We start from the raw sequence: 20,461 nt of genomic DNA, 5'->3' as shown, positions 1-20,461 counted from the left end.
ACCTCCGGAACGTCGGCAGCGACACCGGTGACCTCCGGGCCATCGGCGACGACGACATCGAGGTCGCGCTGGTCACCGGACTCTCGGGTGCGGGACTGGGGACGGCGGCCAAGGTGCTCGAGGACCTCGGGTGGTACGTCGCGGACAACATGCCGCCGGAGCTCATCGGCCGGATGATCGAGATCGGGCGGTCGGCCGAGCCTCGGCTCGAGCGGTTGGCGCTGGTGGTCGACGTCCGTAGTCGACTGTTCAACGGCGACGTACCGAGCCTGCTCGGTGATCTCGCGGCGGCCGACGTGCGACCACGGGTGCTGTTCCTCGACGCGTCCGACGACGTCCTGATCCGACGCTTCGAGTCGGTGCGGCGCAGCCATCCGCTGCAGAACTACGGCGCCGACGGCACGTTGAGCGAGGGCATCGCCCGTGAGCGTGCCCGGCTGGCCCCGGTGAAGGAACGCGCCCACCTGGTGATCGACACGAGCGTGCTGTCGGTCCACGGCCTGCGTGAGCGGATCGCCGCGGCGTTCGGCGACGAGGCGGCCGGCACAGTGGCGGTCACCGTCGAATCCTTCGGCTTCAAGTACGGCCTGCCGCTGGACGCGGACGTGCTGTGCGACATGCGCTTCCTGCCCAACCCGCACTGGGTGCCGGAGCTTCGCGCCCGCACCGGGCAGGACCCGGACGTCGCGAGCTACGTGCTGAACCAACCGGGCGCGGACGAGTACCTCGACCTCTATCACCGGTTGCTGGTGCTGACCCTCGCCGGGTACCGGCGCGAGGGCAAGCGGTACATGACCGTCGGGGTCGGCTGCACCGGCGGCAAGCACCGCAGCGTCGCGGTCACCGAGGCCCTGGCGGCCCGACTGCGGAGCGACGCCGACACGACGGTGCGGGTGGTGCACCGGGATCTGGGCCGCGAGTGAACTCCGACTCCGTGGTGACCGCGCCCCGCATCGTCGCACTGGGTGGCGGTCACGGTCTGTACGCCACGTTGTCCGCCGCCCGGCGCCTGTCCGCCGACGTCACGGCCGTGGTCACCGTTGCCGACGACGGTGGATCGTCGGGCCGACTGCGGGCCGAGCTCGGCATGATCCCGCCCGGTGATCTCCGCATGGCGCTCGCGGCGCTCGCGGGGGAGGACCCCCGGAGCCGGCTGTGGGCCGACGTGGTGCAGCACCGCTTCGGCGGCAACGGCGCGCTGGCCGGACACAGCGTGGGCAACCTCGTGCTCGCCGGACTCACCGAGGTCCTGGGCGATCCGGTGCTCGCGCTGGACGAGCTCGGGCGCGTGCTCGACGTGGCCGGTCGCGTTCTGCCGATGTCTCCGGTGGCCCTCGACATCGAGGCGGACGTCTCGGGTCTCGAGGAGGACCCGCGCGTCAGTCGGGTGATTCGCGGGCAGGTCGCCGTCGCGACCACTCCGGGCAAAGTCCGTCGAGTTCGCCTCCGGCCGGCCGATCCGCCCGCCACCGAGTCCGCCGTGCGCGCGATCGAGCGGGCGGACCTGGTGGTGTTGGGTCCGGGGTCCTGGTTCTCGAGCGTCCTCCCGCACGTTCTGGTGCCCGACCTCTTCGCCGCCCTGGCCGCCACCGCGGCGCGCAAGGTGCTCGTGCTGAACCTGGGCCCGGAGCCGGGGGAGACCGCGGGATTCTCGGCGGAACGTCATCTGCACGTACTGTCCCAACACGCCCCCGGTTTTCGGGTGCACCACGTGGTGGTCGATTCCGCGTCGGTCCCGCCGGGGTCCGAGCGCGACCATCTGGCCCGCGCGGCCGCCCTCTTCGGTGCGGACGTCGTCTACGCCGACGTGGCGTCGGACACGCTGCGCACGCACGACCCCGCCAAACTCGCGGACGTCGTCGCGTCGTGGACCGGCGGCACCCCCAGCAGTGACAGGAAGGACACCTCGTCGTGGCCATGACCGCCGACGTCAAGGACGAACTGAGCAGACTGACCGAGTCGAGGGCGTCGTCTCGGAAGGCCGAGGTTTCCGCCCTCCTGCGGTTCGCCGGCGGACTGCACATCGTCGCCGGCCGCGTCGTCGTGGAGGCCGAGGTGGACCAGCTCTCCATCGCGCGGCGCCTCCGTAGGGAGATCTTCGACCTGTTCGGGTACGGCGCGGACGTGCACGTGGTGGGAGCCGGCGGTCTGCGCAAGAGCACCCGCTGGGTGGTCCGCGTGGCCAAGGACGGCGAGGCGCTCGCCCGGCAGACGGGACTGCTGGACCTGCGGGGCCGACCCGTCCGCGGTCTTCCGGCGCAGGTGGTGGGCGGCACCGTCGCCGATGCCGGCGCGGCCTGGCGCGGCGCGTTCCTCGCCCACGGTTCGCTGACCGAGCCCGGTCGGTCGTCCGCCCTCGAGGTCAGCTGCCCCGGGCCGGAGGCGGCTCTGGCGCTGGTCGGGGCCGCACGTCGTCTCGGCGTCGCCGCGAAGGCGCGTGAGGTCCGCGGGGCCGACCGCGTGGTGGTGCGCGACGGGGAGGCCATCGGCGCGCTGCTCACCCACATGGGCGCGCAGGACACCCGGTTGACCTGGGAGGAACGCCGCATGCGTCGGGAGGTGCGGGCCACCGCGAACCGGCTCGCCAACTTCGACGATGCCAACCTGCGTCGATCCGCCCGTGCGGCCGTGGCGGCCGCGGCTCGGGTCGAGCGTGCCCTGGCCATTCTGGGCGACGACGTCCCGGACCATCTCGCGGCCGCCGGTCACCTGCGGGTCCAGCATCGCCAGGCCTCGCTCGAAGAGCTGGGCCAGTTGGCGGATCCGCCGATGACCAAGGACGCGGTGGCAGGACGGATCCGCCGGCTGCTCTCGATGGCGGACCGCAAGGCGAAGGACACCGGTGTCCCGGACACCGAGTCCGCGGTCACGGCGGAGTTGCTCGACGAGGCCTGAGGGCACCCGTCGAGAGCACGGCCCGCGGGCACTAGGCTGACCGGTACCGACGCGGTCGGATCGACGTGTCCGTAACAGCACCCCCGGGTGCAGACGCAGCTGCGGCAACACGGTCCGCAGCCAGAAGCAAAAGGAGCGAACAGTGACGGTTCGGGTAGGCGTGAACGGCTTCGGTCGTATCGGACGCAACTTCTTCCGGGCGGTCGATGCGCAGAAGGCGCTCGGCACCACCGACATCGAGATCGTTGCCGTCAACGACCTCACCGACAACGCGACGCTCGCTCACCTGCTCAAGTACGACTCCATCCTCGGCCGCCTGCCCTACGACGTCTCGCTCGAGGGCGACGACACCATCGTCGTCGGCGACCAGAAGATCAAGGCTCTCTCGCTGCGCGAGGGACCGTCCGCGCTGCCGTGGGGCGACCTCGGCGTCGACGTGGTCGTGGAGTCCACCGGTATCTTCACCGACGCCGCCAAGGCCAAGGGCCACCTCGACGCCGGTGCCAAGAAGGTCATCATCTCCGCGCCCGCCAAGGGCGAGGACATCACCATCGTCATGGGCGTCAACGACGACAAGTACGACGGCAGCCAGAACATCATCTCCAACGCCTCGTGCACCACCAACTGCCTCGGCCCCATCGCAAAGGTGCTCGACGACGAGTTCGGCATCGTCAAGGGCCTGATGACCACCGTGCACGCCTACACCCAGGATCAGAACCTCCAGGACGGCCCGCACTCCGACCTGCGCCGCGCCCGCGCCGCCGCCCTGAACGTCGTGCCCACCGGCACCGGCGCCGCCAAGGCCATCGGCCTGGTGCTCCCGCAGCTGCTCGGCAAGCTCGACGGCTACGCCCTGCGTGTGCCGATCCCCACGGGTTCGGTCACCGATCTCACCGCCAACGTGCGCAAGAGCGCGTCGGTCGACGAGATCAACGCCGCCATGAAGGCCGCCGCCGAAGGTCCGCTGAAGGGCATCCTCAAGTACACCGACGCGCCGATCGTGTCCTCGGACATCGTCACCGACCCGGCGTCGTCCATCTTCGACTCGGGCCTGACCAAGGTCATCGAGGACCAGGTCAAGATCGTCTCCTGGTACGACAACGAGTGGGGCTACTCCAACCGCCTCGTCGACCTGCTCGGCCTCGTCGGCAAGTCCCTCTGACGCGATGGCGGTCCAGACACTGCAGGACCTGATCGACGCCGGGGTCTCCGGTCGCGGCGTGCTGGTACGGGCGGACTTCAACGTCCCGCTCGACGGCGGCGAGATCACCGACGCCGGGCGCATCGAGGCGTCCCTGCCCACGTTGAACGCGCTGCTCGAGGCGGGCGCGAAGCTCGTCGTGGTGGCCCACCTGGGTCGCCCGGAGGGCGCGCCGGACGCGAAGTACTCGCTGGCGCCGGTCGCCGCGAAGCTCGGTGAGCTGCTCGGTCGGCACGTCCAGCTGGCCGGCGACGTCGTCGGGCAGGACGCCGAGGCCCGCGCCGAGGGACTCACCGACGGCGACGTCCTGCTGCTCGAGAACGTGCGGTTCGACCCGCGCGAGACCAGCAAGAACGACGACGAGCGACTGGCTCTGGCGAAGGAGTTGGCCACGTTGGCCGGCGACGATGCCGCGTTCGTGTCCGACGGCTTCGGCGTCGTCCACCGCAAGCAGGCGTCGGTGTACGACGTCGCGACGCTGCTCCCGCACTACGCGGGCACGCTCGTCGCCACCGAGGTGGACGTGCTGACCCGGCTGACCGAGACCCCCGAGCGGCCCTACGCGGTGGTGCTGGGCGGGTCCAAGGTCTCCGACAAGATCGGGGTCATCGAGGCGCTCGCGCCCAAGGTGGACACCCTGGTCATCGGTGGCGGCATGGCGTTCACGTTCCTCGCCGCGCAGGGCTACTCGGTCGGTTCCTCGCTGCTGCAGGAGGATCGGATCGATACGTGCAAGGACCTGCTCGAGCGGTTCGGCGACGTGATCCACCTGCCCACCGACGTCGTGGTGGCGGACTCGTTCTCCGCCGACGCGGACTCGAAGGTCGTGAAGTCCTCGGAGATCCCGGACGGCTGGATGGGCCTGGACGTGGGCCCGGATTCTGTGAATCGCTTCGACGCGGTCCTCGGCAACGCGAAGACGATCTTCTGGAACGGTCCCGCCGGCGTCTTCGAGTTCGAGAAGTTCTCGTCCGGCACGGCGGGGATCGCGAAGGCCATCATCGCGGCCACCGCCAAGGGCGCGTTCAGCGTCGTCGGCGGCGGCGATTCCGCGGCGGCCGTGCGTACGCTGGGTCTGCCCGAGGACGGCTTCTCGCACATCTCCACCGGCGGCGGTGCCTCCCTCGAGTACCTCGAGGGCAAGACCCTGCCGGGCCTGTCCGTTCTGGAGGGTGACGCATGAGCAGGACGCCGTTCATCGCGGGCAACTGGAAGATGAACCTCAACCACCTCGAGGCCATCGCTCTGGTGCAGAAGATCGCGTTCTCGCTGCCCGCGAAGTACTTCGAGAAAGTCGACGTGGCGGTCATCCCGCCGTTCACCGACATCCGCAGCGTCCAGACGCTGGTCGAGGGCGACAAGCTCCTGCTCACCTACGGTGCGCAGGACCTTTCGCCGCACGATCAGGGTGCGTACACCGGTGACATCAGCGGCGCGTTCCTGGCCAAGCTGGGCTGCACGTACGTCGTGGTGGGCCATTCCGAGCGTCGCGCCGGTCACGGCGAGGACGACGCGACGGTGCTGGCCAAGACCACGGCCGCGCTGAAGCACGGGCTCACCCCGATCGTCTGCATCGGCGAGGGCCTCGACGTGCGCGAGGCGGGCGAGCACGTGGCCCACAACCTCGAGCAGTTGCGCGGATCGCTCGCGGGACTGTCGGCCGACCAGATCGCGAAGGTCGTCGTCGCGTACGAACCGGTCTGGGCCATCGGGACCGGCAAGGTCGCGAGCGCGGCCGACGCCCAGGAGGTGTGCGCCGCGGTGCGCACCGAACTCGCGTCGTTGGCGAACGTCGACACCGCCGCCGCGGTCCGCATCCTCTACGGAGGATCGGTCAGTTCGAAGAACGTCGGCGAGATCGTCGGACAGACCGACGTCGACGGCGCGCTGGTGGGCGGAGCGTCCCTGAAGGCCGACGAGTTCGCGACGCTGTGCGCGATCGCGGCCGGTGGGCCGCTGCCCTGATCGTCCGCTTTCCGATCGAGAAAGGGCACGTCGGACGACGTGCCCTTTCTCGTCGGTCGGAACCGGGCCTGTAGGATCGTCCATCATGCGCACGTTCCTGGACATCCTGCTGGTGGTCACCAGCATCGCTCTGCTGGTCTTCGTCCTGCTGCACCGCGGCAAGGGTGGCGGCCTGTCGAGCCTGTTCGGCGGCGGCGTCCAGTCCTCCCTGTCGGGGTCCTCGGTGGTCGAGAAGAATCTCGACCGCGTCACGGTCTTCACCGGCATCGTCTGGCTGATCTGCATCCTCGGCATCGGCCTCGAGATCAAGTTCGCCTGACCCCCGAACACCCCGGTGTGACCGGGAGCACTCGTCGGCTGCACCGTGTCCGAGCCGGTCGGCGACGATACTGACTCCATGACCACCGTCGATCCCGGTTTGCCCGCCACGGAGCCGCTGCGCGAGGACATTCGCTTCCTCGGCGGCATTCTCGGTGACATCGTTCGCGACCACGAGGGTCCGGAGATCTTCGATCTCGTCGAGCGCGCCCGCGTCGAGTCCTTCCGGGTGCGCCGGTCGGAGATCGATCGCTCGGAACTCGCCGATCTCTTCTCCGGAATCGACATCGCGCGCGCAATCCCGGTCATCCGCGCGTTCAGCCATTTCTCCCTGCTGGCCAATCTGGCCGAGGACCTCCACCGCGAGCGCCGGCGCATGGTGCACGTGCGGGCCGGCGAGCCGCCTCAGGACAGCAGCCTGGCCGCCACGTACGCCAAGCTCGACGCCGCCGACCTCGACGCGGACCGGGTGGCGGATCTGCTGCGCGACGCCCTCGTCGCGCCCGTCATCACCGCGCACCCGACCGAGACCCGGCGGCGGAGCATCTTCGAGACGCAGTCCCGCATCACCGAGCTCATGCGGTTCCGGGAGCGGACCGAGCTCGATCCGGCCGAGGCGCGGGAGACCGAGGTCGGCATCCATCGGCAGATCCTCACGCTGTGGCAGACGGCTCTGATTCGCCTGTCCCGCTTGCGTATCCAGGACGAGATCGACGTGGGCCTGCGGTACTACGACATGTCCCTGTTCGACGTCATCCCGACCATCGACGCCCGCGTCCGCGACGAGTTGCGTCGACGGTGGCCCGAGGCGAACCTGGTGCCGCGTCCGGTACTGCGGCCGGGATCCTGGATCGGCGGCGACCGTGACGGCAACCCGAACGTCACGGCCGAGGTGGTGCGGACCGCCACGGGCCGGGCCGCCACCGTGGCGATCGAGAAGTATCTCGGCCACCTCGCGGAGCTCGAGCGCGAGCTGTCGATGTCGGCGCGTCTGATCGACGTCGACGACGATCTGCAGCGTCTCGCCGACGCCTCCGGCGACGAGTCCGCATACCGTGCGGACGAGCCGTTCCGCCGCGCCGTGCGCGGTCTGCGTCGACGGCTCTCCCGCACGGCGTCGCGCGTCCTGGACTCGGTGCCGACCGGCGCGTTGCCGCCGGAGCAGGTGGGCGACGCCGAGCCGTACGAGCGGCCGCAGGAGCTCCTCGCCGACCTCGACGTGCTCGACCACGCGCTGCGCCTGATCGGGGACGACAGCATCGCCGACGACCGGCTGGGGACCCTGCGTCGTGCGGTCGACACCTTCGGGTTCCACCTCTCCGGGTTGGATCTGCGGCAGAACTCCGAGGTGCACGAGTCGGTGATCGCCGAACTCCTCGCCTGGGCCGGCGTCCACGCCGACTACGCCTCGCTGAGCGAGGACGAGCGGGTGGCCGTGCTGTCCGCCGAGCTCGAGACCCGGCGTCCGCTGGTAGGCGCGCGGGCGGAGTTCAGCGAGCAGACGGCCAAGGAACTGGCCATCGTCACCGCGGCGGCGGAGGCGGTGCGGCGGCACGGCCCCGAGTCGGTGCCGAACTACATCATCAGTATGTGTACCTCCGTCAGCGACATGCTCGAGGCCGCCGTGCTGCTCAAGGAAGCGGGCATCCTCGATCCGGGCGTTCCGGGGGAGGGCCCGACGTCGTCGGTGGGCGTGGTGCCGCTCTTCGAGACCATCGACGATCTGCGTGGGGGCGCCGCGACCATCAGGGCGACGCTCGACGTGCCCGTGTACCGCGCGCTGGTGGAGGCCCGCGGCATGCACCAGGAAGTCATGCTGGGGTACTCCGACTCCAACAAGGACGGCGGCTACCTCACCGCCAACTGGGCGCTGTACCGCGCGGAGCTGGACCTGATCGAGGCCGCCCGCGAGACGGGCATCCGACTCCGTCTCTTCCACGGTCGCGGCGGCACCGTGGGCCGCGGCGGTGGTCCGAGCTACGACGCGATCCTTGCGCAGCCGCACGGTGCGGTGACGGGTTCGCTGCGCCTCACCGAGCAGGGCGAGGTCATCGCGGCCAAGTACGCCGAACCGAAGTCCGCCCGGCGCAACCTCGAGACGCTGCTCGCGGCGACGCTCGAGAGCACGCTCCTCGACGTCGAGGGCCTCGGCGACGGCGCGGACGCGGCGTACGCCGTGCTCGACGACCTCGCGGACCGGGCCCGTGCCGCCTACGGCGCGCTGGTCCACGAGACCCCCGGCTTCGTCGACTACTTCCGCCTGTCGACGCCGGTCGCGGAGATCGGCGAGCTCAACATCGGCTCGAGGCCGGCCTCCCGCAAGCCCACCAATTCCGTGTACGACCTGCGCGCGATCCCGTGGGTCATGTCCTGGAGCCAGTCCCGCGTCATGTTGCCCGGGTGGTACGGCGTGGGGTCCGCGTTCGAGGGCTGGGTCGGCGACGACGAGGAGCGCCTGCGCACCCTCTCCGATCTCTACCGCCGGTGGCCGTTCTTCCGCACCGTGCTGTCGAACATGGCCCAGGTCATGGCGAAGTCGGACCTCGGCCTCGCCGCGCGCTACAGCGAGCTGGTGCCGGACGAGGAGCTCCGTCGCACCGTGTTCGCGATGATCTCCGACGAGCACGCGCGCACCGTGTCCTGGTACCTGAAGATCACCGGACACGACGGACTGCTGGACGACAACCCGGCTCTCGCTCGCTCGGTCTTCAACCGCTTCCCCTACCTCGAGCCGCTCAACCACCTGCAGGTGGAGCTGCTCCGGCAACTTCGTGCGGGGGACGACCGGGAACAGGTCAAGCGCGGCATCCTGCTCACCATGAACGGGCTCGCCACTGCCTTGCGCAACAGCGGGTAGCGGAGTTCGGCAGCGGGGAACCGGACCGTGGCCGGCGGCGTCGAATTCGATGAGCCGCCGGCCCGATCGGGTCGTCGGCACCGTCGACGGAACGAGGGCCGCATGTCCGACTCGCGCGAGAACCGCTGTGCAGCAGCCTCGTCGGCCTGGCGACGCGGGGTCCCGCGACGGTCGGGTGGGGGCCGCGTCCTGTACTCGTGCCGTCGGGATCACCCGGGCGGGACCGACGACGCCCGGCGAGGGGGTGACCCGAACACCGCCGGTCGGTGACGGTCAGAGCCGGGACGCGGAACCCTCGTCGAGGAACCACATAGTGGAGTCCAGACCGACCGCGCCCGCGGCGGGGTGTTCGATCGGGTCGGCTCCACCGACGCAGGCGGCGACGGCGTCGGCCTTGCCCTCACCCGACACGAGCAGGAACACGTGGCGCGAGCGCCGCACCGCGGGGAGCGTGAGCGTGATGCGCTCCGGCGGGGGCTTGGGGGAGTCGGTGACGGCGAGCACCAGGCGCTCGGTCTCGCGCACGGCGTCCGTGCCGGCGAAAATCGAGTTGACGTGGGAATCGGGACCCATGCCGAGGAGGTGAACGTCGAACGTCGGCTCCCCGGACGGACCCGCGAACGCCGCGATGGTCTGGTGGTACGCCGCGGCCGCCGCGACGATGTCGCCGGGCGGGGTGTCGGACGCCGCCATCACGTGGACGCGCGCCGGGTCCACGTCGACGTGATCGAGCAACGCTTCCCGAGTCTGACGGTGGTTGCGCTCCGGGTCGCCCTCGGGCAGAAATCGGTCGTCGCCGTAGAAGACGTCGACGGCCGACCAGTCGACGTCCCCACCCAGGTCACGAACGGCGGTCAGCGTGGCGACGCCCGTGCCGCCGCCGGTGAGGACGAGCGATGCCGAGCCGCGGGCGCGTTGTGCCTCCACCAGGACAGCGACGATGCGCTCGGCGGCCGCGCGGGCCAGGGACCGTTGATCGGCGGAGCGGACGATCTCACTCATACGTCACCTTCCCGAGAGACGCCAGGGCCTCCTCGTAGATCTCGTCGCGGTCGAGGCGCCGCAGTTCCTCGGCCAGGCAGTCGCGGGTCTCGCGCCGCGCGAGCGAGACGAGGGTGTCGGGTTGGCCGGTGCGCCGCAGAGTCGCGGTGGTGCCGGTCTGCGGTCGGGAGATGGAGACGACACCGCCACCGACCAGCCGCATCTCGACGGTCAACGGTCCCACCCGGCGTGTGACGGGCACGGACAGGCGTCCGGCCAGCCACCCGGCGAGGATGTCGAGTGCCGGCTCCTCCCACAGACCCGACACCGCGACGGACTCGACGGGTTCGCTCACCTGGTCGAGCGCAGTGGTGAGCAGGGCGCGCCAGTAGGTGATTCGCGACCACGCGAGGTCGGTGTCGCCCTTCGTGTACGACGCCAGACGACCGGCGATCGCGGAGCGCGGATCGGGCGCGTGGGTGGCGTCCGTGATGCGGCGGATGGCGAGCTTGCCCACCTTGTCCTTGCCCGGAACCGGGGGAGCTTCGTCGGGCCACCAGGCGACGACGGGTGTGTCGGGCAGGAGGAACGGCACGACGACGCTGTCCTCGTGGTCGGCCAGTTCGCCGTGCAGACGCAGGATCACCACCTCGGACGCGCCGGCGTCCCCACCGACGCGGATCTGCGCGTCCAGTCCGGGAGGGGCGTCGCGGTCGTCGGGGGCCAGCACGATGACGCGGCAGGGGTGTTCTCGACTGGCCTCGTTGGCGGCGGCGATGGCGTCCTCCGCGCCGGACACGCTCTTGGTGAGCACCACCAGCGTGAGCACCCGGCCGAGGGTGACCGCACCGCCGGACTCGCGGATCTCCACCAGCTTCTTCGACACGTCACCGGTCGTGGTGGCGGGGAGGTCGACGATCACGGTCTTCTCCATTCACGTCCGGTGCGTTCCATCATCTCGTTGGCCGACTCCGGTCCCCAGGTGCCCGCCTCGTAGGGATCGGCGGTCCCGCCCGACGCCCAGAACTCGAGGATGGGGTCGAGGATCTTCCAGGAGAGCTCGACCTCCTCGTTCACCGGGAAGAGGGACGGCTCGCCGAGCAGCACGTCGAGGATGAGCCGCTCGTACGCCTCGGGGGAGGATTCGGTGAAGGCCTGCCCGTAGCTGAAGTCCATGCTCACGTCGCGCACCTGCATCGACGATCCCGGGACCTTCGAGCCGAAGCGCATGGTCACGCCCTCGTCGGGCTGCACGCGGATGACCAACGCGTTCTGTCCGAGCTCCTCGGTCATGGTCGCATCGAAGGGCAGGTGGGGGGCGCGCTTGAACACCACGGCGATCTCGGTGACCCGGCGACCGAGCGACTTGCCGGTTCGCAGGTAGAACGGCACTCCGCTCCAGCGGCGGGTGTCCACCTCGAGGGTGATCGCGGCGTAGGTCTCGGTGTTCGACTCGGCGTCGAACCCGTCCTCCTCCTTGAGTCCCTTGACGCGCTGGCTGCCCTGCCACCCGGCGGTGTACTGGCCGCGGGCGGCGGTCTCGGCGAACGGTTCGGCCAACTTGGTGGCCGAGAGCACCTTGATCTTCTCGGTCTGCAGCTCGGAGGGCTTGAAGCTGACCGGTTCCTCCATCGCGGTGATGGCGAGCAGCTGGAGCAGGTGGTTCTGGATGACGTCGCGCGCCGCGCCGATGCCGTCGTAGTACCCCGCGCGACCGCCGAGGCCGATGTCCTCGGCCATGGTGATCTGCACGTGGTCGACGTAGTGGGCGTTCCAGATCGGGTCGAACAACTGGTTCGCGAAACGCAGCGCCAGGATGTTCTGGACCGTCTCCTTGCCGAGGTAGTGGTCGATGCGGAACACCGTGTCCTCCGGGAAGACCCGATTGACCACCGCGTTCAGCTCCTTGGCGCTCTGCAGGTCGCGACCGAAGGGCTTCTCGATGACGACGCGCCGCCAGCTGCCGTCGTCCCCGGTGGCCAGGCCGGACGCCGACAACTGCTCGCACACCGTGGGGAAGGCCGCGGGCGGGATCGACAGGTAGAAGGCGTGGTTGCCGCCGGTGCCGCGCTCGACGTCGAGCGTCGCGAGCGTGCTCTTCAGACGCTCGAACGCGGCGGCGTCGTCGAAGGTGCCCTCGACGAAGCGGATTCCCTCGGACAGGCGCTCCCAGACGTCCTCCCGGAACGGCGTCCGGGAATGCTCGCGCACGGCGTCGTGCACGATCGTGCCGAAGTCCTGGTCGGACCAGTCCCGGCGCGCGAACCCGACCAGCGCGAAGCCGGGGGGCAGCAGGCCGCGGTTGGCCAGGTCGTAGACGGCCGGCATCAGCTTCTTGCGGGCGAGATCGCCGGTGACGCCGAAGATCACCAGGCTGCAGGGCCCGGCGATCCTCGGCAGTCGCTTGTCACGCCCGTCGCGGAGAGGGTTCACCGGCCCGGTCGGATCCGGCCCGGCGCCCCCGGCAACGTCGGCCACCGATCAGCTCTTGGCTGCGTCGAGTTGCTCGCGGGTGGCGTCCAGCAGCTCGCCCCACGCGGATTCGAACTTCTCCACGCCTTCGTTCTCGAGAACGAGGAAGACGTCGGTCAGGTCGACACCGAGTGCCGCGATCCGGTCGAAGATCTCCTGCGACTGCGGACCGGTCCCGGTGACCGTGTCGCCGGTGATCTCACCGTGGTCGGCGACGGCATCCAGGGTCTTCTCCGGCATGGTGTTGACCGTGTTGGGTGCGACGAGCTCGGTCACGTACAGCGTGTCGGGGAGCGACGGGTCCTTCACCCCGGTCGAGGCCCAGAGCGGCCGTTGCGGCCGTGCGCCCTTGTCGAGCATGCTCTGGAAGCGCGCGCCGACCTCGAACACCTGCTGGTAGGCGCTGTAGGCGAGACGGGCGTTGGCCAGCGCCGCCTTGCCCTTCAGCTCCGTCGCCTCCGGCGTGCCGATCGCGTCGAGACGCTTGTCCACCTCGGTGTCCACGCGGGAGACGAAGAACGACGCCACCGAGTGGATCGTGTCGAGGTCGTGGCCGGCCGCAGCGGCGGCCTCGAGGCCCTCGAGGTAGGCGTTCATGACGGCCTCGTACCGCTCGACGGAGAAGATGAGCGTGACGTTGACGCTGATGCCCTCGCCGATCACCTTGGCGATCGCCGGGATGCCGGCCTCCGTGGCGGGAATCTTGATCAGCAGGTTCGGGCGGTCGACGATCTTCCACAGCTCGATCGCCTGGGCGACGGTCTTGTCCGTGTCGTGGGCGATTCGCGGGTCGACCTCGATGGAGACGCGACCGTCCACGCCCGCCGTCGCCTCGTACACCGGGGCGAGGACGTCGCACGCGTTGCGGACGTCGTCGGTGGTGACGGTCCGGATCACGGTGTCGACGTCGGCGCCCTGCGCGGCGAGCTGGTTCACCTGCTCGTCGTAGGTGTTCCCGGCGCTGAGGGCGGCCTGGAAGATCGACGGGTTGGTGGTGACGCCCACCACCGACTTGGTGTCGATCAGGTCCTTCAGGTTGCCGGACTCGATGCGGGTGCGGGAGAGATCGTCGAGCCAGACGGACACGCCCGCGGCGGACAGCTGCTCGAGGTTCGTGTTCTGTGTCATGGGTGTCTATCCCTTCACGTTGGCGATGGAACGCTGCGCGGCGGCCACGACGGCGTCGGCGGTGAAGCCGTACTCGCGGAACAGCGTGGCGGCGTCTGCCGATTCCCCGAAGTGCTCGAGCGAGATGATCTCGCCGTGGCCGCCGACGATGCGGTACCACGGCATCGCGATACCGGCCTCGATCGAGACGCGCGCGGTCACGGTGGGCGGCAGGATCTGGTCGCGGTAGTTCTGGTCCTGGCTGAAGAACCACTCCACACACGGCATCGAGACGACCTGCGCGCCGATGCCCTGGGCCTCGAGGGTCTTCTGCGCCTCGACCGCGTACTGCACCTCGGATCCGGTGCCGATCAGCACCACGTCGGGTACTGCCTTCGAGGACTCGACCAGGACGTAGCCGCCCTTCGAGACACCCTCGTAGTCGGTGCCCTCGAGCACCGGAACGCCCTGGCGGGTGAGGGCGAGTCCGACCGGACCGCTGCTGGACGACCGCGCGAGCACGGCGCGCCAGGCGTGCGCCGTCTCGTTGGCGTCGGCGGGACGGACGACGGAGAGGTTGGGGATCGCGCGCAGTGCGGCGAGATGCTCGACCGGCTGGTGCGTCGGTCCGTCCTCGCCGAGACCCACCGAATCGTGGGTCCAGACGTAGATGGGATCGATGTCCATCAGCGACGCGAGTCGGACGGCGGGGCGCATGTAGTCGCTGAACTGCATGAACGTGCCGCCGTACGCGCGGGTCGGGCCGTGCATGACGATGCCGGAGAGGATCGCGCCCATCGCGTGCTCACGGATGCCGAAGTGCAGCGTGCGGCCGTAGGGCTCCGCGTCCCAGTCGTCGGTGGAGATCGACGTGGGGCCGAAGGACTTCGCGCCCTCGATGGTGGTGTTGTTGCTGCCCGCGAGGTCGGCCGAGCCGCCCCACAGCTCGGGCAGGACGGGGCCGACGGCACCGAGCACCTTGCCCGACGCCGCACGCGTCGCGACGGCCTTGCTGCCGGGCTCCCACGTGGGGAGCACGTCCGTCCAACCCTCCGGGAGGGTGCCCTTCGTCAGTCGGTCGAGCAGGACGCGCCGGTCGGGCTCGCGCTCGCTCCAGGCGTCGAAGTCCTTGCTCCAGGCCTCGTGTGCCGCGCGGCCCCGCTGCTGCAGGCCGCGAGTGTGCGCGATGACCTCGTCGGAGACCTCGAACGTCGCGTCGGGGTCGAAGTTCAGCGCCTTCTTCACCGCGGCGACCTCCTCGTCGCCGAGGGCGGCACCGTGGACGGCGCCGGTGTTCATCATGGTGGGTGCCGGGAAGCCGATGATGGTGCGCAGCACGATGATCGACGGCTTGTCGGTGACGGCCTTGGCCGCCTCGATCGCCTCCTCGATGGCCGTGACGTTCTCGCCGCCCTCGACCACCTGCACGTGCCAGCCGTAGGCCTCGTACCGGGCGGCGGTGTCCTCCGACAGAGCGATGTCGGTGGAGTGTTCGATCGAGATCTTGTTGTCGTCGTAGAACAGGATCAGGTTGCCCAGCTGCTGCGTGCCGGCGAGCGACGACGCCTCGCTGGTCACGCCCTCCTCGATGTCGCCGTCGGAGGCGACGACGTAGATGTAGTGGTCGAACGGGCTCTCGCCCCACGCGGGCTCGGGATCGAACAGGCCGCGCTCGCGTCGGGACGCCATGGCCATGCCCACGGCGGAGGCCAGACCCTGGCCCAGCGGCCCGGTGGTGATCTCGACACCCTTGGTGTGGCGGAACTCCGGGTGACCCGGGGTCTTGGACTTGAACGTCCGCAGCGCCTTCAGGTCCTCGAGCTCGAGACCGAAACCGCCGAGGTAGAGCTGAATGTAGAGCGTGAGGCTCGAGTGGCCGCAGGAGAGCACGAAGCGGTCGCGGCCGATCCAGGTGGTGTCGTCCGGATCGTGACGCATGGTGCGCTGGAAGAGGGTGTAGGCCAGGGGAGCGAGGCTCATGGCGGTACCGGGGTGGCCGTTGCCCACCTTCTGGACGGCGTCGGCGGCGAGGACGCGCACGGTGTCCACGGCGCGGGTGTCCAGGTCGGTCCAGTCGCTGGGGTGGTGCGCCCTGGTGAGGGCGGTGACGTCGTCTGTGATCGACACGAGCGAGGGTCTCCTGACACTGTCGGGGTGGGTGGCCAGTAGCAACGGTGCGAGCGGTGACCGCTCACACCGAAGAGCCTAGTTCCCCGGGGTGGGCGGCGCAGTCGTGGTACCCGCCGATTGGGGCGATGACACCGGCGGCGTCTACCATCGCCTGTAGTAGTGCCATCGGTCCGATGGTGACGCGCGCGTGGATGTGGTTGGGAGAATTCGAGTGGCGATGCGGCAGAGCCCGAGTGGACACGGGTTCGCCGACAGTCCGCAGGTGAGCTCCCGGCCGGCACCGACGTCGTTGCCCGGTCGACTGCTCGCGCGGCCTGCGGCGTACCTCGCTCTGACCAAGCCGCGCGTCATCGAACTCCTTCTCGTCGCGACCATCCCGACGATGTTGCTCGCGGACCGCGGCACCGTGAACCTGCCGCTCCTCTTCGCCACGCTCTTCGGCGGGTGGATGGGCGCCGCCAGTGCCAACACCCTCAACTGCGTGGTCGATGCGGACATCGACAAGGTCATGAAGCGCACCGCGCGTCGTCCGTTGGCCCGCGAGGCGGTTCCCACCCGCCACGCACTGGTCTTCGGCGTCGTCCTCGGCGCCGCGTCGTTCCTCTGGCTGTGGTGGGCCGCCAACCTGCTCGCGGGCTCGCTCGTGGTGGCGACCATCCTGTTCTACGTCTTCGTCTACACCAAGGGTCTCAAGCGCCGGACCTCGCAGAACGTCGTCTGGGGCGGAGCCGCCGGGTGCATGCCCGCCCTCGTCGGCTGGTCCGCGGTGACCGGCACGGTGGGCTGGCAGGCCGTGGTGCTGTTCCTCGTCATCTTCTTCTGGACGCCGCCCCACACGTGGGCGCTCGCGATGCGCTACAAGGACGACTACGAGGCCGCGGGCGTTCCCATGCTGCCCGTGGTGGCCACCGAGCAGGTGGTCACCCGCCAGATCGTGATCTACACCTGGCTCACCGTCGCCGCCACGCTGGCCCTCGTGCCCGCGGCCGGCGTGATCTACGCGGCCGTCGCCCTGGTGGCCGGCACGTGGTTCCTCGTCATGGCCCACCAGCTCTACTCCGGGGTGCGCAAGGGTCGGCCGGTCAAACCGTTGCGTCTGTTCCTGCAGTCGAACAACTACCTCGCCGTCGTGTTCCTCGGACTCGCGGTGGACGCCGTGATCGGCGGCGCCACCGTGAGCGAGATGCTCGGCTTCTAGGCCGTTCCGGCCATCACGGCTCCAGCACGATCGAGCCCGTGGTCCGCCGTCCCTCGAGGTCCTCGTGCGCCCGCCGCGCCTCCGCCAACGGATAGCGATTCCCGACGCGCACCGTCAGCGTGCCGTCCGCCAGCGCCCGCATGACGTCACCGGCCCGCCACTCCAGTTCGGCGCGGTCCCGTACGTGGTGAACCAGGGTGGGCCGCGTCAGGAACAGCGAGCCCCCGCGGTTGAGAATTTGCGGATCGACGGGTGGGACCGGTCCGCTGGCGGCGCCGAACAGCGCGACGGTGCCGCGCACGCGCGTGCTCGCGACGCTCGCGTCGAACGTGCTGCGGCCGACGCCGTCGTACGTCGCGGCCACTCCCTCGCCGCCGGTGAGGTCGCGGACACGAGCTGCGATGTCCTCGTCGTACCGGAGCACGTGCGTGGCGCCGGCCCGGCGGGAGAGCTCGGCCTTCTCGTCGGTGGAGACCGTCGTGATCGCGGTTGCGCCCTTCGCGACGACGAGCTGGGTGAGGAGAAGCCCCACGCCACCCGCGCCGGCGTGCACGAGCACCGTGTCCCCGGCCTGCACGGGGTACGTGGACTCGACGAGGTAGTGGGCGGTCATGCCCTGCAGCAGCACGGACGCCGCCTGCGGCGCGTCCACCCCGTCCGGCACGCGGACGGCGACCGCGGCGGGGACGACGGCGAGTTCGGCGTAGCTGCCCGGCGCGGAGGCCCAGGCCACGCGGTCCCCGACCGAGAAGTCCCCGTCGGCACCGTCGACACCGTCACCGACCGCCTCGACGACGCCGGTTCCCTCGTCGCCCGGGACGTAGGGCAGGTCGCGCGGATAGGTTCCGGTGCGGAAGTAGGTGTCGATGTAGTTGATGCCGGCGGCGTCGACGCGCACGAGCAGATCGCCCGGTCCGGGCGTCGGATCGGGCACGTCGGTGAGGTCGAGGACGTCGGGTCCGCCGGTTCGGGTGACGAGAATTGCGCGCATGAGCGCAGTCTTCCACCGGCATCGGCGGCGGGAAGGATCCGGCGGAGGTTACTCGTCGGTAGCCTCCGGTCGACCTCGCACCCGGATCGGCTATCGTCGCAGTCATGACCTCCGAGAGCCTCGAGAACGCGCCGAAAGGCGACTCGCCGCAGAGCACGGAAACCGCGGCGCCGCCGTCACGCCTGCGCTCGTCCATCTCGTCCTTCGTGGACGCGCACGGCGGATCGGCCACGGCGGTTCTGCAGCCGCTCGGGCGGGCGGGGGTGCGGGTCACTCTGGTCGGAGCGGACGGCATCCTGGGCGATCGAGTGGCGCCGGATCTACGCACCGCTCACGCGGTGGTGGACAGCCTGGACTCGGTCACCGTGGGCGAGTGGGACCGCGACCTCAGCTCGGTGGTGACTCCCCGCAAGGGGCACTTCGCCCAGATGGCCGGCTGGGTGGCCGGTCAGACGCGGTTCCCGAAGGCCCGCAACGGGCTCTGAGCCTCGGCGCCGGGCGCCTCCTCGCGCTCTCGACAGGCCGCCCACACGGCAGCTGTCGCGGCGGTGCACAGTGCGGCTCCGGCGACGTGCACGGCCACCAGGGCGGCCGGGACGTCGGTGAAATACTGGACGATGCCGACGACGGACTGGGAGATCACGAGTGCCAGCAGGACGTGCAGGCGCCGCTTGAGCGGGGTCACCCCGGCGCGGCCCACGGCGTACACGCCGAACGTCAGGCCGACCAGCAGGGCGAGGTAGCCCACCAGCAGTTCGGCGTGCAGGTGCACCAGGGTGACGATCTCCACCTCGAGGCGCGCGACGTCCGCGTCGCCGGCGTGCGGTCCCGCGCCGGTGACCATGGTGCCCGCGACCAGGACGCCGGCGAGGACCGTCGCGGACAGAGCCGTGAGCCAGCGCAGCGGTGCAGGCACGGTCGCGACGGACACCGCGTCGTCCTGCTCGCCGATCTTGTGGAACAGCAGGGTGGCGAGCCAGACCATGAGCATGGAGATGATCAGGTGGACGGCCACCGTCCACCACAGCAGGCCGGTGAGCACGGTGATGCCGCCGACGCCCGCCTGGAGCACCGTGCCTGCCGGCATGAGCCAGGCGTAGGCGACGATCTCGCGTCGGCGACGGGCGCGGGTGACGGCCAGGACGATCGCGGCCGCGGTCAGGACCACCAGTAACGTGAGCATCCGATTGCCGAACTCCACGGCCTGATGCAGGACGGGGACCTCCGAGACCCCCACCGGCGTGAAGCTGCCGGGGAAGCACTGCGGCCAGGTGGGGCAGCCCAGTCCGGAGCCCGTCACGCGCACGACGGCGCCGGTGACCGAGATGCCGCCCTGGGTCAGAATCACCAGGAACGCGATGATGCGCTGCGCGCGCACAGACGGGAGAGGAAGCCGGTCGACGAGGGAGAAGTAGGCGCGACGCACGGGACCGATGGTAGTCGCCCGACTCCTACACGCTGTAGTTGACGGCCCCCGGCCGGTCGACGACCCCGTGCGCGCGATCTCCGCCGGTCAGGTGAACGAGAACTTCCGGGTGGCCCACACACCGCAGACGGCGGCCCAGATCACCAGGACGAGGATGCCCATCGAGTCGACGTGCCCGACGACGGCTTGTTCGAGCGTCTCGGTCATGGCACCGCTCGGAATGCACCGGGCCAGCGTCCGCACGATGCCCGGCAGGGCGTCGGTCGCGAAGACCACGCTGCCGACACCGAGCATGACGAACCAGGCGATGTTGGCGAGGGCGAGCACGATCTCGGCGCGCAGGGTACCGCCGAGCAGCAGGCCCATCGTGGCGAACGTCACCGTGCCGAGGGCGATGACCACCGCACCGACGCCGAGCCCGAGCAGAGTCGGGCGCCATCCCAGCGCCGCGCCGATGATGCCGAGCACGACCGACTGCAGCACCACGACCACGCTGACCGCCAGCGATTTGCCGGCGATGATGCCCCAGGAGGGCAGCGCGGTGGCGCCGAGGCGTTTCAGCGCGCCGTAGCGCCGGTCGAATCCGACGGCGATCGCCTGTCCGGTGAAGGCCGTGGACATGACGGCGACGGTCATGACCGCGGGCACCACGGTGTCCACCCGGACACCGCCGAGATCGCCGAACGGCAGCAGCGTCAGGCCGACCAGCAGGGTCACCGGAATGAAGAGGGTGAGCAACAGCTGCTCGCCGTTGCGGAGCAGCAGCACCAGTTCGAGGCGCGTCTGCGCGGCCAGCATCGACGCGCGGGCCGCCGGGCGGGGATCGGGGGTGAACGTGCCGGGGGCGAAGCGCTCGGTCGCGGCGCCGCCGGGCAGATCGGAGGACCCGCTGGGGTCCGACATCGTGGTCACTCGTCCGT

General features: G+C 70.2%; 18 protein-coding genes. 10 read left to right on the top strand and 8 right to left on the bottom strand.

Annotation, left to right across the window (positions count from 1 at the left end; all coding sequences use genetic code 11):
* Window positions 1–41: 41 nt before the first annotated feature.
* The 8 genes from rapZ (at window position 42) to ppc (ending at window position 9,236) form a co-directional block, all read left to right on the top strand.
* Complete coding sequence (rapZ, locus tag BMZ18_RS07570; RefSeq protein WP_068105643.1) at window positions 42–923, top strand: RNase adapter RapZ; 882 nt, start codon at window positions 42–44, stop codon at window positions 921–923.
* Window positions 920–1,921 (top strand): gluconeogenesis factor YvcK family protein, encoded by a 1,002-nt coding sequence (locus tag BMZ18_RS07565; protein WP_280141956.1) that lies wholly within the window; start codon window positions 920–922, stop codon window positions 1,919–1,921. The genes rapZ and BMZ18_RS07565 overlap by 4 nt, the downstream gene beginning before the upstream one ends.
* Entirely contained in the window at window positions 1,912–2,895 is a 984-nt protein-coding gene (gene whiA, locus BMZ18_RS07560) for a DNA-binding protein WhiA (protein WP_068363230.1), read from the top strand. Before BMZ18_RS07565 ends, whiA begins: the two co-directional genes overlap by 10 nt.
* Window positions 2,896–3,037: 142 nt before the next feature.
* Window positions 3,038–4,057 carry a type I glyceraldehyde-3-phosphate dehydrogenase gene (gene gap / locus BMZ18_RS07555; RefSeq protein WP_068101102.1) on the top strand — a complete coding sequence of 340 codons (1,020 nt, stop codon included), beginning with the start codon at window positions 3,038–3,040 and terminating at the stop codon, window positions 4,055–4,057.
* 4 nt (window positions 4,058–4,061) lie between these two features.
* Window positions 4,062–5,279, top strand: a complete 1,218-nt coding sequence (locus BMZ18_RS07550; RefSeq protein ID WP_068363233.1) for a phosphoglycerate kinase — start codon at window positions 4,062–4,064, stop codon at window positions 5,277–5,279.
* Window positions 5,276–6,061, top strand: a complete 786-nt coding sequence (gene tpiA, locus BMZ18_RS07545; protein ID WP_068101108.1) for a triose-phosphate isomerase — start codon at window positions 5,276–5,278, stop codon at window positions 6,059–6,061. The genes BMZ18_RS07550 and tpiA overlap by 4 nt, the downstream gene beginning before the upstream one ends.
* A gap of 85 nt (window positions 6,062–6,146) precedes the next feature.
* Window positions 6,147–6,380, top strand: a complete 234-nt coding sequence (gene secG / locus BMZ18_RS07540) for a preprotein translocase subunit SecG (RefSeq protein ID WP_068101111.1) — start codon at window positions 6,147–6,149, stop codon at window positions 6,378–6,380.
* Between the two features lie 78 nt (window positions 6,381–6,458).
* Window positions 6,459–9,236 (top strand): phosphoenolpyruvate carboxylase, encoded by a 2,778-nt coding sequence (ppc, locus tag BMZ18_RS07535; RefSeq protein WP_068363298.1) that lies wholly within the window; start codon window positions 6,459–6,461, stop codon window positions 9,234–9,236.
* A 273-nt stretch (window positions 9,237–9,509) separates the two neighbouring features.
* Here ppc and pgl read toward each other — a convergent pair whose 3' ends face one another.
* Genes pgl through tkt form a run of 5 tightly spaced genes read right to left on the bottom strand, consistent with a single transcriptional unit; the run spans window position 9,510 to window position 15,923 of the window.
* A complete protein-coding gene (gene pgl / locus BMZ18_RS07530; RefSeq protein ID WP_068363239.1) occupies window positions 9,510–10,238 on the bottom strand; it encodes a 6-phosphogluconolactonase in 729 nt (242 codons plus the stop codon).
* Window positions 10,231–11,139: a glucose-6-phosphate dehydrogenase assembly protein OpcA gene (opcA, locus tag BMZ18_RS07525; protein WP_170851472.1), complete on the bottom strand. Its 909-nt coding sequence runs from the start codon at window positions 11,137–11,139 to the stop codon at window positions 10,231–10,233. The genes pgl and opcA overlap by 8 nt, the downstream gene beginning before the upstream one ends.
* Entirely contained in the window at window positions 11,136–12,695 is a 1,560-nt protein-coding gene (gene zwf / locus BMZ18_RS07520) for a glucose-6-phosphate dehydrogenase (protein WP_068363247.1), read from the bottom strand. Before zwf ends, opcA begins: the two co-directional genes overlap by 4 nt.
* Window positions 12,696–12,698: 3 nt before the next feature.
* The gene (tal, locus tag BMZ18_RS07515) at window positions 12,699–13,817 is read right to left on the bottom strand and encodes a transaldolase (RefSeq protein ID WP_068363250.1); all 1,119 of its coding nucleotides are present in this window, start codon (window positions 13,815–13,817) and stop codon (window positions 12,699–12,701) included.
* 6 nt (window positions 13,818–13,823) lie between these two features.
* On the bottom strand, window positions 13,824–15,923 hold the full coding sequence (gene tkt / locus BMZ18_RS07510) for a transketolase (protein WP_068363253.1): 2,100 nt from the start codon (window positions 15,921–15,923) through the stop codon (window positions 13,824–13,826).
* A gap of 220 nt (window positions 15,924–16,143) precedes the next feature.
* Here tkt and BMZ18_RS07505 point away from each other — a divergent pair, with 220 nt between their 5' ends.
* Window positions 16,144–17,124 carry a heme o synthase gene (locus BMZ18_RS07505; protein ID WP_068363256.1) on the top strand — a complete coding sequence of 327 codons (981 nt, stop codon included), beginning with the start codon at window positions 16,144–16,146 and terminating at the stop codon, window positions 17,122–17,124.
* A gap of 13 nt (window positions 17,125–17,137) precedes the next feature.
* Here the strand turns inward: BMZ18_RS07505 and BMZ18_RS07500 are convergent, their stop codons facing one another.
* On the bottom strand, window positions 17,138–18,115 hold the full coding sequence (locus tag BMZ18_RS07500) for a quinone oxidoreductase family protein (protein ID WP_068363259.1): 978 nt from the start codon (window positions 18,113–18,115) through the stop codon (window positions 17,138–17,140).
* 104 nt (window positions 18,116–18,219) lie between these two features.
* On the opposite strand from BMZ18_RS07500, the gene BMZ18_RS07495 reads away from it, so the two are divergent.
* On the top strand, window positions 18,220–18,600 hold the full coding sequence (locus tag BMZ18_RS07495; protein ID WP_068101145.1) for a hypothetical protein: 381 nt from the start codon (window positions 18,220–18,222) through the stop codon (window positions 18,598–18,600).
* On the opposite strand, the gene BMZ18_RS07490 is transcribed toward BMZ18_RS07495, so the two are convergent.
* Both BMZ18_RS07490 and BMZ18_RS07485 read right to left on the bottom strand, forming a co-directional pair.
* Complete coding sequence (locus BMZ18_RS07490) at window positions 18,564–19,541, bottom strand: COX15/CtaA family protein (protein WP_068363262.1); 978 nt, start codon at window positions 19,539–19,541, stop codon at window positions 18,564–18,566. The two genes, BMZ18_RS07495 and BMZ18_RS07490, sit on opposite strands and share 37 nt — an antisense overlap.
* Window positions 19,542–19,628: 87 nt before the next feature.
* Window positions 19,629–20,444: an ABC transporter permease gene (locus tag BMZ18_RS07485; protein ID WP_068363301.1), complete on the bottom strand. Its 816-nt coding sequence runs from the start codon at window positions 20,442–20,444 to the stop codon at window positions 19,629–19,631.
* Window positions 20,445–20,461 lie beyond the last annotated feature (17 nt).

Origin of the sequence: Rhodococcoides kroppenstedtii (assembly GCF_900111805.1) — a bacterium.
GTDB lineage: Bacteria > Actinomycetota > Actinomycetes > Mycobacteriales > Mycobacteriaceae > Rhodococcoides > Rhodococcoides kroppenstedtii.
This window is presented reverse-complemented; position numbering and strand designations above follow the sequence as displayed.